This is a genomic window from Niveibacterium terrae, from assembly GCF_048213115.1.
Lineage (GTDB): Bacteria > Pseudomonadota > Gammaproteobacteria > Burkholderiales > Rhodocyclaceae > Niveibacterium > Niveibacterium terrae.
In genome coordinates, this window is the sequence record NZ_CP172404.1 from 183,613 (window position 1) to 200,715 (window position 17,103).

Annotated in this window: 11 protein-coding genes; 4 read left to right on the forward strand and 7 right to left on the reverse strand. The window is 64.2% G+C overall.

Going from position 1 to position 17,103, the window contains the following annotated elements:
• The first annotated feature begins 18 nt into the window (after positions 1–18).
• The 4 genes from arsB to ACHFB9_RS00865 are packed head-to-tail and all read left to right on the forward strand — an operon-like array spanning position 19 to position 3,903.
• The gene (gene arsB / locus ACHFB9_RS00850) at positions 19–1,074 is read left to right on the forward strand and encodes an ACR3 family arsenite efflux transporter (protein WP_417069084.1); all 1,056 of its coding nucleotides are present in this window, start codon (positions 19–21) and stop codon (positions 1,072–1,074) included.
• 26 nt (positions 1,075–1,100) lie between these two features.
• Positions 1,101–1,535, forward strand: a complete 435-nt coding sequence (gene arsC, locus ACHFB9_RS00855) for an arsenate reductase (glutaredoxin) (RefSeq protein ID WP_417069085.1) — start codon at positions 1,101–1,103, stop codon at positions 1,533–1,535.
• Complete coding sequence (locus tag ACHFB9_RS00860) at positions 1,532–2,866, forward strand: hypothetical protein (RefSeq protein ID WP_417069086.1); 1,335 nt, start codon at positions 1,532–1,534, stop codon at positions 2,864–2,866. Before arsC ends, ACHFB9_RS00860 begins: the two co-directional genes overlap by 4 nt.
• Positions 2,863–3,903: a S66 family peptidase gene (locus ACHFB9_RS00865; RefSeq protein WP_417069087.1), complete on the forward strand. Its 1,041-nt coding sequence runs from the start codon at positions 2,863–2,865 to the stop codon at positions 3,901–3,903. The genes ACHFB9_RS00860 and ACHFB9_RS00865 overlap by 4 nt, the downstream gene beginning before the upstream one ends.
• A gap of 5 nt (positions 3,904–3,908) precedes the next feature.
• Here ACHFB9_RS00865 and malF read toward each other — a convergent pair whose 3' ends face one another.
• From malF to ACHFB9_RS00900, 7 genes are all read right to left on the reverse strand, one after another.
• The gene (gene malF, locus ACHFB9_RS00870) at positions 3,909–5,456 is read right to left on the reverse strand and encodes a maltose ABC transporter permease MalF (protein ID WP_417069088.1); all 1,548 of its coding nucleotides are present in this window, start codon (positions 5,454–5,456) and stop codon (positions 3,909–3,911) included.
• Position 5,457: 1 nt separating this feature from the next.
• Complete coding sequence (locus ACHFB9_RS00875; RefSeq protein ID WP_417069089.1) at positions 5,458–6,360, reverse strand: ABC transporter permease subunit; 903 nt, start codon at positions 6,358–6,360, stop codon at positions 5,458–5,460.
• 93 nt (positions 6,361–6,453) lie between these two features.
• Positions 6,454–7,341 carry a hypothetical protein gene (locus ACHFB9_RS00880; protein ID WP_417069090.1) on the reverse strand — a complete coding sequence of 296 codons (888 nt, stop codon included), beginning with the start codon at positions 7,339–7,341 and terminating at the stop codon, positions 6,454–6,456.
• Between the two features lie 38 nt (positions 7,342–7,379).
• Entirely contained in the window at positions 7,380–8,267 is an 888-nt protein-coding gene (locus ACHFB9_RS00885) for a hypothetical protein (protein ID WP_417069091.1), read from the reverse strand.
• 414 nt (positions 8,268–8,681) lie between these two features.
• A complete protein-coding gene (locus ACHFB9_RS00890; protein WP_417069092.1) occupies positions 8,682–10,166 on the reverse strand; it encodes a glutamate synthase subunit beta in 1,485 nt (494 codons plus the stop codon).
• A gap of 22 nt (positions 10,167–10,188) precedes the next feature.
• Positions 10,189–14,865, reverse strand: a complete 4,677-nt coding sequence (locus ACHFB9_RS00895) for a glutamate synthase-related protein (RefSeq protein WP_417069093.1) — start codon at positions 14,863–14,865, stop codon at positions 10,189–10,191.
• Positions 14,866–15,192: 327 nt separating this feature from the next.
• Positions 15,193–17,079 (reverse strand): methyl-accepting chemotaxis protein, encoded by a 1,887-nt coding sequence (locus ACHFB9_RS00900; protein WP_417069094.1) that lies wholly within the window; start codon positions 17,077–17,079, stop codon positions 15,193–15,195.
• Positions 17,080–17,103: the final 24 nt, after the last annotated feature.

Consider the following 17,103-nt stretch of genomic DNA (forward strand, 5'->3'; position numbering starts at 1 on the left):
TGACCGATGGAGAAGGCGATGAGTGAAGTATCGAAAAAACTGTCCTTTCTGGACCGCTATCTGACGGTCTGGATCTTCGCGGCGATGGGCCTGGGGGTCGGCCTTGGCTTCTCGGTGCCGGGAATCGAGGGCTTCATCAATGGATTCCAGGTCGGAACCACGAACGTACCGATCGCGGTGGGGCTGATCCTGATGATGTATCCGCCCTTTGCGAAGGTCCGCTACGAGGAACTGCCCGACGTCTTTCGCGACAAGAAGATATTGGGCCTGTCCCTGGTCCAGAACTGGATCATCGGGCCTGCCCTGATGTTCGCGCTGGCTGTGATCTTTCTGCACGACAAGCCCGAATACATGGTCGGTCTGATCATGATCGGTCTGGCCCGCTGCATCGCGATGGTGATCGTCTGGAACGAGATCGCCAGGGGATCGACCGAGTACGCGGCGGGCCTCGTCGCCTTCAACTCAATTTTTCAGGTGCTCTTCTTCAGCGCCTATGCGTGGTTCTTCGTGACCGTGCTGCCGCCCTTTTTCGGCCTGTCCGGAGCGGTCGTCGACATCTCGATCCGGCAGATCGCCGAGAGCGTCTTCCTCTACCTCGGCGTGCCCTGCCTGGCCGGGGTGCTGACCCGCGTGATCATGCTGCGCTTCGTCAGCAAGGAGTGGTATCACGCGCGCTTCGTGCCCAGGATAGGGCCGATCACGCTGATCGCTCTGCTGTTCACGATCGTGGTCATGTTCAGCCTGAAGGGAAAGCTGATCGTCGGCATCCCATTGGACGTGGTGCGCATCGCGATCCCGCTGCTGATCTACTTTGTGCTGATGTTCGCGGTCTCCTTTTTCATCAGCAAGCGGCTGGGGGCCAGTTACGAGAAGAGCGCCACGCTCTCCTTCACCGCGGCCAGCAACAACTTCGAGCTCGCGATCGCGGTCTCGGTGGCGGTCTTCGGAATCAACTCCGGAGCCGCTTTTGCCGCCGTCATCGGGCCGCTCGTCGAAGTGCCGGTCATGATCGGTCTGGTCACGGTCTCTCTGTGGATCCGCAAGAACTTCTTCGCTTCGAGTCCGTCGTACTGACGACAAAAATCCCTGGAGAGCCTGAAATGAGCGAGATCACGATCTACCATAATCCCCGCTGCGGGACTTCGCGCAACGTGCTGGCGATGATCCGCAATGCCGGAATCGAACCCGAAGTCGTTCTCTATCTGGAGACGCCGCCCGAGCGCGCGACGCTCGTCGAGTTGATCCGCGCCAGCGGTCTGACCGTGCGCGAGGCGCTGCGCCGCAAGGGCACGCCTTACGACGAGCTGGGGCTGGACGATCCAAAGTGGAGCGACGAGGATCTGCTCGCCTTCATGCTCGCCCACCCGATACTGATCAACCGGCCTTTCGTCGTCACGCCCTTGGGCGTGAAGCTGTGCCGTCCTTCCGAACTCGTACTCGACATCCTGCCTCAACCCCAGAGGGGAGCTTTCGCGAAGGAAGACGGCGAAGCGGTCGTCGACGAGAAGGGGCGGCGCGTGACGGGCAAATCGTGAGCCTCGATGGCGAGTCCGGGGCAACGTTGGCCGACCGGCTCAACCGCGGCTGTGCGTGCCGGGCGCTGGATCCTGAACGGCTGCGCGCGCAGCTCGAACGCGAAGCCGATCTCGCCGGTCTCAGTGACGAGATCGCCCGGACGCGGCCGCAGATGTTCTCGGCAACGATGGTCTTCATCACGCCCGAGCAGAAGGCCCAGGTCGAAGCGATCGTCCGCGCCGTCGAGGAAGCCGTTGCGCGACCGCTGTGGCAAGAGCGGGCGCTGGAACTCGCTCCGGAGATCGCGCGCCATGATCCCGGCGCTCAGGGCGTTTTCTTCGGCTACGACTTTCACGTCGGCCCGGACGGAGTCCGCCTGATCGAGATCAACACGAATGCCGGAGGCGCCGCGCTGAACGCGGTGCTGGCGCATGCGCAGAGCGCCTGCTGCCCGGAGTCGGGTCTGCCCCTGAATCCGCTCGCGCTCGAGGCGCTCGAGGCGCAGTGGCTGACGATGTTCGACGAGGAATGGCGCTTGGCCGGTGGCGAGGGAAGGCCTGGGCGGATCGCGATCGTCGATGACGAACCCGCTGCGCAGTACCTGTATCCGGAGTTCTGCCTGTTCCAGAAGATGTTCGAGCGCGCCGGAATCGCGACGGTGATCGCCGATGCGGCCGAGCTCTGCTGGGATGGCGGGCGACTGACCCACCAGGGCGAGCCGATCGACCTCGTCTACAACCGCTTGACCGATTTCGCGCTCGCCGCCCCGGCGCATGCCGCGCTGCGTGCCGCCTACCTCGCCGACGCGGTGGTGCTGACGCCGCATCCGCGCGCCCACGCGCTTTACGCCGACAAACGCCTGTTTGCCTGGCTCGCCGATCCGCGGCGGCTCGCGGCGCTCGATCTCACCGAGGCGAGCCGTGCCGCGCTGCTCGCCGGGGTGCCACAAACGCGCTGGGTCAGCGCCGAGTGCGCCGACGCGCTGTGGGCCGCCCGCCGCGAACTCTTCTTCAAGCCTTCGGGCGGCTACGGCAGCCGGGCCGCTTATCGTGGTGACAAGCTGACCCGACGGGTCTGGGGCGAGATCCTCGCCGGCGGATATGTCGCGCAACAGATCGTGCCGCCCGGACAGCGGCTGGTCTGCGTCGACGGGGGCGAATCCTGTTCGGCCGAGACGCTGAAGTTCGACTTGCGCGCCTATGTCTGGAAAGGCTGGGTTCAACTCTTCGCCGCGCGCCTCTACTCGGGCCAGACGACCAATTTCCGCACGCCGGGAGGAGGCTTCGCGCCGGTCTTCGTGATCGACCAGCCCTTGCCGGGCAATACGCTCTCCGCCACACTCGAACGATGATCCGCTATCCCTCCCCCCTGAACCGCGGCGCCCGCATCGCCGTCACCGCACCTTCGGCCGGAGTCTCCGTCTCCTGCCATCCCCGGCTGGACCTCGTCCTCGCCCATCTGCGCGAGCGAGGTTTTGACGTCCTCGAAGGCGCCTGCCTGCGCGAGGACTACAAGCACGTCAGCGCGCCGGCCCGGCTGCGCGCCGCCGAACTGAACGCATTGCTGCTCGACGAGAGCGTCGCGGCGATCTTCCCGCCCTGGGGCGGCGAGCTCGCGATCGAGCTGCTCTCCCGGCTCGACTGCGCGGCACTCGGCGAAGCCGGGTTGCCGTGGCTGATCGGCTATTCGGACACCTCGACGCTGTTGATGGCGCTGACCTTGCGCCTGCGCATCGCGACCGCGCACGGCCCCTGCCTGATGGACTTGGCGCCGGGTCAGGACGATCCGCTGACTTCGGCGCTCTTCGATCATCTGGCGACGCCGGCCGGGCAGTGCTTCGTGCAGCACAGCTCGACGCACTGGCAGAGCGACTGGGGGGTGTTCTCGCACGAACCGGCGCGAACTTTTTCGCCAACGATTCCGACCCGACTTGCGCATCTGGACGTCGATCCGCGGCGGCCCGTGCGCTTCTCTGGCCGCCTGATCGGGGGCTGTCTGGATACGATTCGCCATCTCGCCGGCTCGCCTTTTGGCGACGTGCCGCGCTTCGTCCGCGACGCCGGCGACGCAGGGGTGATTCTCTACCTCGAGAACTGCAACCTGAGGCCTACTGAGTTCCTCTGCGCGATCCAGGGTCTGAAGCTGGCAGGCTGGTTCGACAAACTCTCAGGCGTGCTGGTCGGTCGCAGTAGCGCTGGCGACGTGCGCACCGCCGAGTGGCTGAACCAGCGCGAAGCGCTGATCAGCGCGCTCGGCGATCTCGCCTGTCCGGTGATCATCGGTTGCGACATCGGGCACATGCCGCCGCAGTGGTTGATGATCAACGGCGCGCTGGCCGAAGTGCGCTACGCGGAAGGTGAAGCGGTGATCGAGCAGCGCCTCATCTGAATGGCTCAGGGCTGCTCGAGCATGTACTTTTCCGAGAAGCGCAGGCTTGCCCAGGCGAGGGCGCCGACGACGATGAAGAGCAGGACCGACAGCGCCGCGCCCAGACCGAAGTTGGCGCCGTTGCGCATCGTCTGCGCATAGGTGAAGGAGACCAGCAGGTCGGTTGCCCCGGCGTCGACCTGCGAGTCGGCGAAAGCCGGCCCGCCCCGGGTCAGCAGCGTGATCAGCGCAGCGTTGTTGAAGTTGAAGGTAAAGGACGCGATCAGCAGCGGCACGAAGGGGCGGCGGACCATGGGCCAGGTGATGTGGCGCAGATTGTCGAGCGGGCTCGCGCCGGCCAGCGCCGACGCCTCGTAGAGCTCGGGCGGGATCGCCTTGATCATTCCCATGCTCATCATCAGGAAGTAGGGAAAGCTCAGCCAGCTGCTGACGATCAGAACCATCAGTCGCGCCCAGTCCAGATCCTGGAACCAGTCCAGGCGGATCCCGAACATCAGGTTCAGCAGCAGGTTGATCTCGCCGCTCTGGCGATCGAACAGGCCTTTGAGGATCACCGAACTGATCACCAGAGGAATCGCCGAGGGCAGGAAATAGAGCGTCTTATAGAGCTTGCGTCCGGCCAGCCCCTCCCAGTTCAGCAGCACGGCGAGGCCCAGCCCGATCGCGAACGAGATTGCGACGGTCAGCGCCGAGAAGCAGACGTTCCAGATGAAGATCTGTGCGACCGGGCCGCTCAGGGTCGGGCCGAAGAGCAGCTCGCGGTATTCGCTCCAGCCCACGGTGGTCTTGAAGCCAGGCGTGACCACCCGGCCGTCGGGGTTCTCGTAGAAGCCGGTCGTGAAGTTCGGGTGCAGCCTCTCGCCGGTCTGCAGGTTGATGAGGTCGCCCGCTTCGCGGCGGTACTGGGGAAGCGCGGCATCGAAGTGGTTCAGGCCCGCCAGGCGCAGGACAGGCCCGTGCGGCAGTCGCAGGCGCAGCGTCTTCAGCGCGTCGAGATGGGCGACGACGGTTTGCGTGTCGACGACGCTGAGCCCCTGCGGCCGGTCGATCGGCTCGACGTCGAGCGGGAGAAGCTTGCCCGGAGAGGGGAGTGCGAAGGGGGTCGAGCCGAGTCGCGCACCGTTCTCGTCCTCGATTTCGATCCGGTAGCGGCCACCCTCCCGCAGCAGCGTGAAGCCGTAACGCTGACCGCCCTCGGGCAGATAGCTCTGGTCGAGCAGGAAAGCGGTCGCCCCCTCGAAGCTGAGCATGTGGCCGAAGCTGTAGTTCGTGAAGCTGATCCGGACCGTGTAGACGATAGGGAAAACGATGAAGGCGACAGCCGCGAAGATGCCGGGCAGCACGAAGCGCCAGACCCGGGTCTTCGGCAGGCAGAAGACGATCGCGCTGGCGGCCAGCGTGAGCATCGCCAGTGCGGCGATCAGGATCTGACCCGAGGCGTAGATGCGCTGGCACAGATAGAGCGAGAGAGCGGCCGCAAGCCCTCCGGCGAGCCAGCCGGCGAGGTCCGAAAGCCGGATCCCGGGCAGCGGAAGATTTCGGGTCGATTCCATGTCAGGCCTTCACCGCGCCGTTGAGCGTGCTCTCCATCCAGCGCTGGGCGAACAGGAAGACCGCGATGCAGGGCAGGGAGACGAAGAGATTGACCGCGGCGAGATCGCCCAGCTCGGTCTCGCCTCCCATCGAACGTTCGCCGATCTTGCTCGAATACTGCATCAGCCCGGTCGCGATCGTCGCCTTGTCCGAACTCGTCAGCAGCGCCGAGCTGAGCATCGGCTCGTACATCAGGCCGGTCATCGTCAGTGTGACCATCACCGCGATCATCGGGCGGGCGAGCGGCAGCGCGATGCGCCAGAAGATCTGCCAGTCCGAGGCCCCGTCTATGCTGGCCGCTTCTTCGATCTCCTTCGGCAGTTCGGCGAAAAAGCCCTTGAAGGCCCAGATCATGCCGAGCGAGGTCTGTCCGAAAAGGGCCAGAATCAGCCCGCCGTGGGTGTCCAAGCCGAGCATGGGCACATATTCGCCGAGCTGGTCGAACAGCGTGTAGAAGGCGACGACCAGCAGCAGGCTGGGGAACATCTGACCCATGAAGAGCGCCCGATCCAGCCAGTAGCGTCCGCCAAAGCTCAGCCTCGCGAAGGCGTAGGCGGTGCTCAGCGCGACCAGCGTCGAAGCGAGCGCAGTGATGCCGGCGACCTTCAGCGAATTGCCAATCCACAGCCAGAGTTCATGGTGCGCCGGGATCATCACGCCGCGGCGGCTCAGGTGGGGAAGGCCCAGGCCGGCCTGCCAGTGCCTGAGCGTCAGCCTGGGCCAAGAGTCCAGACGGAAGAAGCGGCTGTCGAAGAGCGAGAACAGAATCATCCTCAGCAGCGGGTAGAGCACGATCGCCAGCGAAACCCAGACGAAGAGCTGGGCGGCAAGCCGACGCCCTCGCTTGTCTCTTCCCAGAACCATGCCCATCGCCGTCCCCTTGCGAGAATGCCTTCAGGGTGACGATTGTCTTACTTTGTCGGCGAACCCATCCCTGTTGAAATTGCGCTGCAGGGCTCAGTTCTTGAGCGGGTCGAAATCGTATTTGTGGAAATCGAAGTCGATGCTGTGGATCAGTGGGTTGTCGAGGCGGAAGAGGCGGCGGGTCTTCAGCTTTGCGAACTCGATGCTCGGCTGGTATTGCCTGAGCCACAGCGCTTGCAGAGAGCCGTCCTGATAGGCGATCTGCAGGCCCCGGCTCACGCGCGCGAGGGCGGCCTTGTTCGCTGCGCTCGTGAAGAGAAAGCGCGGCAGCGGATAGACGAGCGCAAAGCTCGAATCGTAGTCAAGATGCGGGATGTCCCGGTGCAGGCGGTACTCGTCGAGGATCTCGTTGACGCCGCGGCAGAAAAGGTCGAAGCGGCCGGCGGCGACCATTCTGAAAAGGCTCTCGTAGTCGCTGACCTGCTGAACCGTGAAACCGTTGGCTCTGAGGATGTCCACATCGGCCCAGCCTATGCCCTGGCCATGCGAGTAGCGCTTGAGCTCGACGAGCGTGCTCGTCGCCGCGAGCCTTTCTTTGAGTTCGGAGCGGACGAAGCAGATCCGGTAGTCGACGATGCCGCGGTCGATGGGGAAACGCGCGTAGGCAAGGCCCTTGCCAGCGAGGTTGTCCGAATAGCTGAGTTTGACGAAGAAGTTCGGATAGGCCCGGCTGCTGGCGTCCGCGATCGCCCGGGCGCGGTTCATCGGCGGACTGGGCTGGAGACGGAAGCCGCCATATTCCTTGCGGGTCTTTTCGAGCGCGAGGCGCAGGACTGCGGTGTCGTAGTCGAAGCGCCTGTCCTTCCGGCTCTCGGCTTGCTGGTAGGTGAACACCATCTGCGCAGCCGCCTGCTGCGCGAAGCTGGCCAGAAAGCAGGCAAGCGCGAATGCATGCAGAGAGTGTCTGAGCTTTGCTTCCATACGTCTCTTTCAGGAAGACATCTCCTGCGCCTGACCCGTCAGCGCCCGGTGGGATCGAAATCGTACTTGCGGAAGTCGAAATCGATCTTCCGGATCAGTGGGTTGTCGATCCGGAAGATGCGGCGAGTCTTCAGTTTCGCGAACTCTATGCTCGCTTGGTATTTCTCGCGCCAGAGCTGCTGCAGTGAGCCGTCCTGATAGGCGATCTCAAGCCCCCGGGTCACGCGCGTGAGTGCGACCCTGTTCGATGAATGAGAGTAGAAGAAACGCGGCAAGGGATAGACGATCGCGAAGGACGAGTCAAAGTCCAGCCGGGGGAGGCTCCGGTGCGCCTGATATTCCTCGAGCAGTTCATTGGCGCCACGGCAGAAGAGGTCGAAGCGGCCGGCAGCGACCATTTTGAACAGGTTCTCGTAGTCGCTGACCTGCTGGACCGTGAAGCCGTTGGCGGTGAGTATCTGCGCATCCGCCCAGCCCAGCCCTTGTCCATGGCTGAAACTCTTCAGTTCTGCGAGCGTGCGCGTCGCGGCGAGTCTGGGCTTCAGCTCGGGGCGGACGAAACAGACGCGATAGCCGACGATGCCGAGGTCGATGGGGAAACGGGCATAGGTGAGACCCAGATCTGCGAACCTGTCCTCGTAGCTGAGTTTGATGAAGAAGTTTGGATAGGTCTTGCTGCGGGCATCCTGGATCGCCCGCGAAAAGTTCATCGGCGGGCTGGCCTGAAGCAGGAAGTCTCCGTACTCCTTGCGGGTTTTTTCAAGAGCGAGGCGCAGAACCGCGTTGTCGTAGTCGTAGCGGTGGTCGACGGGGCTTTCCGGAGTGCGGTAGGTCACAACCAGAACGGCTCGGGCCGGCAAGGCCAGAGTCATCAGGAGCAGGCCCAGGGCGAGCCAGAGCTGAGGCCGGACCAGATCTTTCCGCATGTCATTCCCCGGAGAAGGAAGTTTCATTCTATACGCATGGCATCGCGGCACGTTTGATCCGGCCCGAGCTCCGATCAAAAGAAACGCCTGCGCATCTTGCGATGCGCAGGCGTGAGGGGAACGGCTTGAGCGGCTTGGCGGGCTTCGCCTGAGCGGGCCGGTCGGCCCGCGTTGGTCCACTCGTTCCACGGCCCGGTTTGCACACCGGGCCGGCTCGTGCGGCGCGAAACAGTGTTTCGCGAAACCCCGCACTCGCCCTCGCCCTTGGACGATCCGCCGCCCCTTAACGGGGAAGGAGGCTCTCTCCCATCAGGTATTTGTCGACGGCTTGAGCGGCTTGGCGACCTTCGTCTGAGCGGGCCGGTCGGCCCGCGTTGGTCCACTCGCCCTCGCCCTTGGGCGATCCGCCGCCCCTTAACGGGGAAGGAGGCTCTCTCCCATCAGGTATTTGTCGACGGCTTGAGCGGCTTGGCGACCTTCGCGGATCGCCCAGACCACCAGCGACTGTCCGCGGCGCATGTCGCCGGCGGTGAAGACCTTGGCTACGTTGGTCGCATAGGCTTCATCGCCATCGGTCGCGGCGCGGATATTGCCGCGAGCGTCTTTTTCGACGCCGAAGGCTTCGAGAACCGAGCCGACCGGATGGACGAAGCCCATCGCGAGGAAGGCGAGCTCGGCCGGGATCTCCTGCTCGGAGCCGGCGACTTCGCTCATCTTGAACTGGCCAGTCTTTTCATCCTTGGACCACTCGACGCGGGCCGTCACGAGAGACTTGAGCTTGCCGTTCTCGCCGCGGAATTCCTTGGTCGTGATAGCCCACTCGCGCACGCAACCTTCCTCGTGCGAGCTCGACGTGCGCAGCTTGTTCGGCCAGTACGGCCAGGTCAGCGCCTTGTCCTCCTGAACCGGTGGCTTGGGCAGCAGTTCGAGCTGGGTCACGCTCTTCGCACCCTGGCGGTTCGACGTGCCGACGCAGTCGGAGCCGGTGTCACCGCCGCCGATCACGACGACGTGCTTGCCGCCTGCCTTGATCTGCTCCTTGAGTTTGTCGCCGGCATTGACCTTGTTCTGCTGGGGCAGGAACTCCATCGCGAAATGCACGCCGTCGAGTTCGCGGCCAGGGATGGCGAGATCGCGCGGTACTTCTGAACCGCCGGCGAGAACGACCGCGTCGAATTCGGCCAGCACCTGGGCCGGATCGAGCTTGGTCTTCGCATCCGAGCCGACTCCGTGGGGGAGTGCCCCTTTGCCGACATAGGTGCCGGTCTTGAACACGACGCCTTCGGCCTTCATCTGCTCGACGCGGCGATCGATGTTGCCCTTGTCGAGCTTGAAGTCGGGGATGCCGTAACGCAGCAGGCCGCCGAGGCGGGAGTTCTTCTCGAACACGGTTACGTCGTGGCCGGCGCGCGCGAGCTGCTGGGCCGCGGCGAGTCCGGCGGGACCCGAGCCGATGACGGCAACCTTCTTGCCGGTCTTGCGCTCGGCGGGCTTGGGCTGAACCCAGCCGTTTTCCCAGGCCTTGTCGATGATCGCGTGCTCGATTGACTTGATGCCGACCGGCGCTTCATTGATGCCCAGCGTGCAGGCCGCTTCGCAGGGGGCCGGGCAGATGCGGCCCGTGAACTCCGGGAAGTTGTTCGTCGAGTGCAGCACTTCGATCGCGCTCTTCCAGTCCTGCTGATAAACGAGATCGTTGAAGTCCGGGATGATGTTGTTGATCGGACAGCCGTTGTTGCAGAACGGCGTGCCGCAGTCCATGCAGCGCGCGCCCTGGATCTTCGCCTCTTCATCCGTCAGGTGGAGCGTGAACTCCTTGAAGTGCTTGACGCGGGTTTCGGTGGCTTCGTGGCCTTCCTCGACGCGCGCATATTCCTTGAATCCGGTGACTTTACCCATTTTCGTTTTCTCCGGTTCTTGATCAGGCGGCGGTCGCGGAGGCGGCAGCGGCCGCCATTTCCTTGAGCGCACGGCGGTATTCCTTCGGCATCACCTTGACGAAGGCGGAACGGGTCTGTTTCCAGTTTTCGAGCAGGGTCTTGGCCTGGAAGCTTCCCGTATAGCGGAAGTGGTGCTCGATCAGCTGGCGCAGGATCGCTTCGTCGGTCTGCTGCTCGGCTCCGCGCTTGAGCGAATGCCATTCGACGGGGCTGGAGTTCGCCTGCTGCACGGCGCTTTCCTGCAGGGCTTCGACATCGACCATCGTCAGATTGGCGCGGCTCGCGAACGTGCCGTTCGGGTCATAGACATAGGCGACGCCGCCCGACATGCCGGCTGCGAAGTTGCGCCCGGTCTCGCCGAGCACGACGACGGTGCCGCCGGTCATGTACTCGCAGCCGTGGTCGCCACAGCCTTCGACGACCGCCGCCGCGCCCGAGTTGCGGACCGCGAAGCGCTCGCCGCCGACGCCGTTGAAGTACGCTTCGCCGCCGGTCGCGCCGTAGAGCGCGGTGTTGCCGATGATGATGTGCTCGGGACCGAAGCCGCGGAAGTCGTTGGGGCTGCGCACGATGACGCGGCCACCGGCGAGGCCCTTGCCGACATAGTCGTTGCCGTCGCCGACCAAGTCCAGCGTCACGCCATGGGCCAGGAAGGCGCCGAAGCTCTGCCCGGCCGTGCCGGTCAGCTGGATGTGGATCGTATCCTCGGGCAGGCCGGTGTGGCCGTGGCGCAGCGCGACTTCGCCGGACAGCATCGCGCCGACCGAGCGGTTGACGTTGCGGATCGGCGAGATGAAGGAGACCCGCTCGCCGTTCTCCAGGGCCGGTTTGGCCTGTTCGATCAGCTTCAGATCGAGCGCTTTTTCGAGCGCGTGATCCTGGGCCGCGATGCAGCGGCGCGGCACATCCTTGCCGGCGTCGGGGATCAGGAAGATCTTGCTGAAGTCCAGGCCTTGAGCCTTCCAGTGCGAGATGGCCTTCTTCTTGTCGAGCAGGTCGGCGCGGCCGATCATTTCCTCGACCTTGCGGAAGCCGAGCTGAGCCATGATCTCGCGCACTTCCTCGGCGACGAAGAAGAAGTAGCGGACCACGTTCTCGGGCTTGCCGGTGAACTTCTTGCGCAGCTCCGGATCCTGGGTCGCGACGCCGACCGGGCAGGTGTTCAGGTGGCACTTGCGCATCATGATGCAGCCTTCGACGACCAGAGGCGCGGTCGCGAAACCGAACTCTTCGGCGCCGAGCAGCGCGGCGATCGCGACGTCGCGACCGGTCTTCATCTGGCCGTCGGCCTGGACGACGATGCGGCTGCGCAGACCGTTCAGCACCAGGGTCTGCTGGGTCTCGGCGAGGCCCAGTTCCCAGCAGGAGCCGGCGTGCTTGATCGACGACAGCGGCGAAGCGCCGGTCCCGCCATCGGCGCCCGAGATCACGACGTGGTCGGCCTTGCACTTCGAGACGCCGGCGGCGACGGTGCCAACGCCGACTTCGGAGACCAGCTTGACCGAGATGCTGGCGCGCGGATTCACGTTCTTCAGATCGTGGATCAGCTGCGCGAGGTCTTCGATCGAGTAGATGTCGTGGTGGGGCGGGGGCGAGATCAGACCGACGCCGGGCACCGAGAAGCGCAGGCGGCCGATGTACTTCGAGACCTTGCCGCCGGGCAGCTGGCCGCCTTCACCGGGCTTGGCGCCCTGGGCCATCTTGATCTGGATCTGGTCCGCCGACGAGAGGTACTCGGCGGTGACGCCGAAGCGGCCCGAGGCGACCTGCTTGATCTTCGAGCGCAGCGAATCGCCTTCTTCGAGCACCGTGTCGGCTTCGATCAGCTCATCGCCGATGATGCTCTTGAACGATTCACCCTTCTTGATGAAGATGCCCTTCATCTCGTTCTTGTAGCGCTTCTCGTCCTCGCCGCCTTCGCCGGTGTTCGACTTGCCACCGATCCGGTTCATCGCGATCGCCAGCGTCGCGTGCGCTTCGGTCGAGATCGAGCCGAGCGACATCGCGCCGGTTGCGAAGCGCTTGACGATCTCGGTGGCCGGTTCGACTTCTTCGAGCGGCACAGCCCGGGACGGATCGATCCTGAACTCGAACAGACCGCGCAGCGTCATGTGCCGGCGGCTCTGGTCGTTGATGATCTGCGCGTATTCCTTGTAGTTCTGGAAGCTGCCCGAACGGGTCGAATGCTGAAGCTTCGCGATCGCGTCCGGCGTCCACATGTGCTCTTCGCCGCGGGCGCGGAACGCGTACTCGCCGCCCGCGTCAAGCGCGTTTTCGAGCAGCGGGTCGGCGCCGAAGGCCTGGCCGTGCAGGCGCAGCGCTTCCTCGGCGACTTCGAAGATGCCGATGCCTTCGACGTTCGAGGAGGTGCCCTTGAAGTACTTGTTGACCAGATCCGAGTTCAGGCCGATCGCTTCGAAGATCTGCGCGCCACAGTAGGACATGTAGGTCGAGATGCCCATCTTGGCCATGACCTTGTTCAGACCCTTGCCGACCGCCTTGATGTAGTGCTTGATCGCCTCTTCGGCCGTGATGCCGGGCAGATCCTTGGCGATTTCACGCAGCGTCTCCATCGCCAGATAGGGGTGGACGGCCTCCGCGCCATAGCCGGCGAGCAGCGCGATGTGGTGGGTTTCGCGCGCGCTTCCGGTCTCGACGACGAGGCCGGTCGCGGTGCGCAGGCCCTTCGCGACCAGGTGCTGGTGGATCGCCGAAGTCGCCAGCAGGGCCGGGATCGCGACGTTCTGTGCATCGATCTTGCGGTCGGAGACGATCAGCACCGTGTAGCCGGATTTGACTGCGTCTTCGGCTTCGGCGCACAGCGAGGCGAGGCGTGCTTCGATGCCGTCGCGGCCCCAGGCCACCGGGTAGCAGATCGACAGTTCATAGGATTTGAACTTGTTGTCGGTGTACTTCTCGATCTCGCGCAGCTTCGCCATCTCCTTGAAGTCCAGCACGGGCTGGGAGATTTCGAGGCGCATCGGCGGGTTGATGTTGTTCAGGTCGAGCAGGTTTGGCTTCGGCCCGATGAAGGACACCAGCGACATCACCATCTGTTCGCGGATCGAATCGATAGGCGGATTCGTGACCTGCGCGAAGAGCTGCTTGAAATAGCTGTAGAGCGGCTTGTCCTTGTTCGACATCACGGCCAGAGGCGAGTCGTTGCCCATCGAGCCGATCGCTTCCTCGCCGGCCTTGGCCATCGGCGTCATCAGGAACTTGATGTCTTCCTGCGTGTAGCCGAAGGCCTGCTGGCGGTCGAGCAGCGAAGCGTGTGCTTCGGCGCCCGCTTCGTCGGGGCAGGCGATCTCGTCGAGCTTGACCTGGATGCTCTTGATCCACTCGCGGTAAGGCTTCGCGTTCGCAAGCGCGTCCTTGAGTTCCTTGTCGTCGATGATGCGGCCGGCTTCCATGTCGATCAGGAACATCTTGCCCGGCTGCAGACGCCACTTCTTGACGATTTTGCTCTCCGGGATCGGCAGCACGCCGGCTTCCGAGGCCATCACGACCAGGTCGTCGTCGGTGACGAGGTAACGGGCCGGGCGCAGGCCGTTGCGGTCCAGCGTTGCGCCGATCTGCCGGCCATCGGTGAAGGCCATCGCGGCGGGGCCGTCCCACGGCTCCATCATTGCGGCGTGGTACTCGTAGAAGGCGCGGCGGTTCTCGTCCATCAGCGTGTGCTGTTCCCAGGCTTCCGGGATCATCATCATCGCGGCCTGGGCGAGCGAGTAGCCGGCCATCGTCAGCAGTTCGATGCAGTTGTCGAAAGTCGCCGTGTCCGACTGACCTTCATAGGTGATCGGGAAGAGCTTCTTCAGGTCGTCGCCGAGCACGGCCGACTTGAACACGCCTTCGCGCGCGCGCATCCAGTTGAAGTTGCCCTTGACCGTGTTGATTTCGCCGTTGTGCGCGACCATCCGGTAGGGGTGGGCGAGCTGCCACTCGGGGAAAGTGTTGGTCGAGAAACGCTGGTGCACGAGGGCCAAGGCCGAGACGCAGCGCGGATCGGCGAGATCCTTGTAATAGACGCCGACCTGGTTCGCGAGCAGCAGGCCCTTGTAGATCACGGTGCGCGCCGACATCGACGGCACATAGTATTCCTTGCCGTGCTTCAGCCCCAGGTTCTGAATCGCGTGGCTGACCGTCTTGCGGATCACATAGAGCTTGCGCTCCAGCGCTTCGGTCACCATCACGTCCGGACCGCGACCGATGAAGACCTGGCGGATCACCGGTTCCTTCGCGCGCACGGTTGGCGACATCGGCATGTCGTGGTCGACCGGAACGTCGCGCCAGCCGAGCAGAACCTGGCCTTCGGCGCGCACCGCGCGTTCGAGCTCCTGCTCGCAGGCTTGGCGGGACGCGTGTTCCTTCGGCAGGAAGATCATGCCGACGCCGTACTCGCCCGGAGGCGGCAGCTTCACGCCCTGGGCAGCCATCTCTTCGCGGAAGAGCTGGTCGGGGATCTGGATCAGGATGCCGGCCCCGTCGCCCATCAGCGGATCGGCACCCACGGCGCCGCGGTGATCCAGGTTTTCGAGGATCTTCAGGCCGTTCTCGATGATGTCGTGGCCTTTGTTGCCCTTGATGTGGGCGACAAAGCCGACGCCGCAGGCGTCGTGTTCGTTGGCGGGATCGTAGAGTCCCTGGCGCTTTTGCATGAGAAGCTCCCTTTGCGGCGCGCGAACGCGCAAGGCCGGCTCTGGGCCGGAACTTTGCCACTATAGGGCGAGGGGTTTCTGCGCTCAAGAAAAATAAAACAGGGTCGGAGTAAATTAAATATTCGAACTTCCCGGTTCGGGTTGATAAATGGGGACAGAACAAATGGAGGGTCGTCGGCTCCCGAGCTGCAGTGCCCCGCGCGACAGGGTGGGCAGCCGGGATAACTCCCTGCGCAAGGGCTTTGTCTGAAGGGTGAGTTCGGGTGAAGAGCGAAAAAACGGGATCCGGTCTGCCCGGATCCCGGGTTGGCTACAGTGGGTTTTGACTTACAGCTTGAACTTCGCGAAGTCGGCGCTGATCGAGCCGGCCAGCTTATTGAGCGCTTCGAGGCGGGAGCTCGCATCCTGCAGATCCGCATCGGTCTGCGAGATCCGGATGTTGATCGCCTCGGTGCTCTGCCCCATCTCGGTCGTCGCGGCGCGTTGCTCATTGGTCGCGAGCGCGATATCGCCGATCTTCTCGAGCACCGAGCGCATGCTGCCGGCCATCGCCAGCATCTGCTCTCCGGCCTCAGTGCTCATCTGCGCATTGCCGCTGACCGCGGCGAGCGTGCCCTGCATGTGACCGGCGGCATTGCCGGTCTCCTCGACGATCGCTTCGAGCATGCCGGTGATCTCGACCGTCGCTTTTCCGGTCCGCTCGGCGAGCTTCCTGACTTCGTCGGCGACGACCGCGAAGCCGCGTCCCTGCTCTCCGGCGCGCGCCGCCTCGATTGCCGCGTTCAGCGCCAGCAGGTTGGTCTGGCTCGCGATCTCGCCGATCACGTCGGTAATCGTCCGGATCTGCTGCGAGCGCTGCGCGAGCGTGTCGAGAATCGCGGTGACCGCCTCGACGTTGCTATGGGTCTGCGCCATCTCGCGGGTGATGGCCTGTAGTGCCTCGGCGCTCTGCCGGCTCTGCTCGCCGGTCTCGTGCGCCACGGCATCGGTCTCCTTGGTCGAGGCTGCTATCTCCGAGATGCTGACCGAGACTTCCTCGATCGAGGCCGCATTGGCGCTGGAAATGTCGGAGATGCTGGCCGTCTCGCGCGCGATGCGCTCGACGCTGTCGCGCACCGAGCTGACGCCTTCGGTCAGCTGCAAGGCCTTGTCGCGGACGTTCAGGAAGGTCGTGTTGAGCTGGGTGACGAACTGGTTGAAGGCTTGGGCGGTCTCGGCCACTTCGTCGGAGCCGAAAGCCGGGATGCGCTGGCTCAGGTCCGCCTCGCCGTGCGAGATCTCGCGCATCGCGTCGCGGACCGCGAACAGGCCCTTGAGCTGGCTGCGCAGGAAGACGAGGCTTGCCGCGATCAGCAGGATCAGCAGGATCAGCAGGATCCCGGCCATCTGCCACAGCAGTGCGCGCTGAGGTGCCAGCAACGTCGCCGAGTCGCTGACCGTGACCAGGCTGAACTCGGTGCCGACGACCGGGAAGACCGCGAGCAGTTTGTCACGGCCGTCGAGCGAGAGCTTGCTGAACGCGTGCGTCTTCAGCGCCGAATCGAGCAGATCCGGCGTCAGCGCCGCACCCAGCGCGCTCGCGTCCTGGTTCAGGTACTTCGCATCGGCGTGGGCGAAGATCTTACCCTCGCGATTGACGATGAACGCGAAGCCGTCGCCAGGTAGCACCGTGCGCTTGAGTTCCTCCATGATGCTGGAGATCTCGACGTCGGCGCCGACGACACCAGCGACCTGTCCGTCGATGAGCACCGCGTGGGCGAAGCTCGACACCGCGGAGTGGGTCGCTGCAGCGACCGAAGGCATCTCGACGAAGGTGGCGCTCGGTTGCTGCTGGGCGCGCGACCACCAGTGCCATTTGCGCGGGTCGTTGTTGTCGGGCGGCAGGACGACCTTGTTGGCGTTCTCCTGCGTGCCGTCCGGGTAGGCGACGAACACGTTTGCGAAGCCGCCCGCATCGCGCGCATAGCTTATGTAGGCCGGAAGCGTGGCGTCGTGCGGGATGGGGCGGAATGCGTTCAGCACGGTCGCCTTCGCGCCGAGCCAGTTGCCGACGTGCACGCCGAGAATCGTGCCGACCGAGCGGATCTGGGTTTCGGCGTCGCGCTGCTGTTGCTTTGCGGAAATCAGATAACTGCTGCCGGCGATCAGCAGGCCGGTCAAGGCGACAAATGCCGCCATCGCCAGGATGAGTTTTTGTTGGAGTGATTTGATCATCGGGGAGTCCGTTCTGGATGTTAT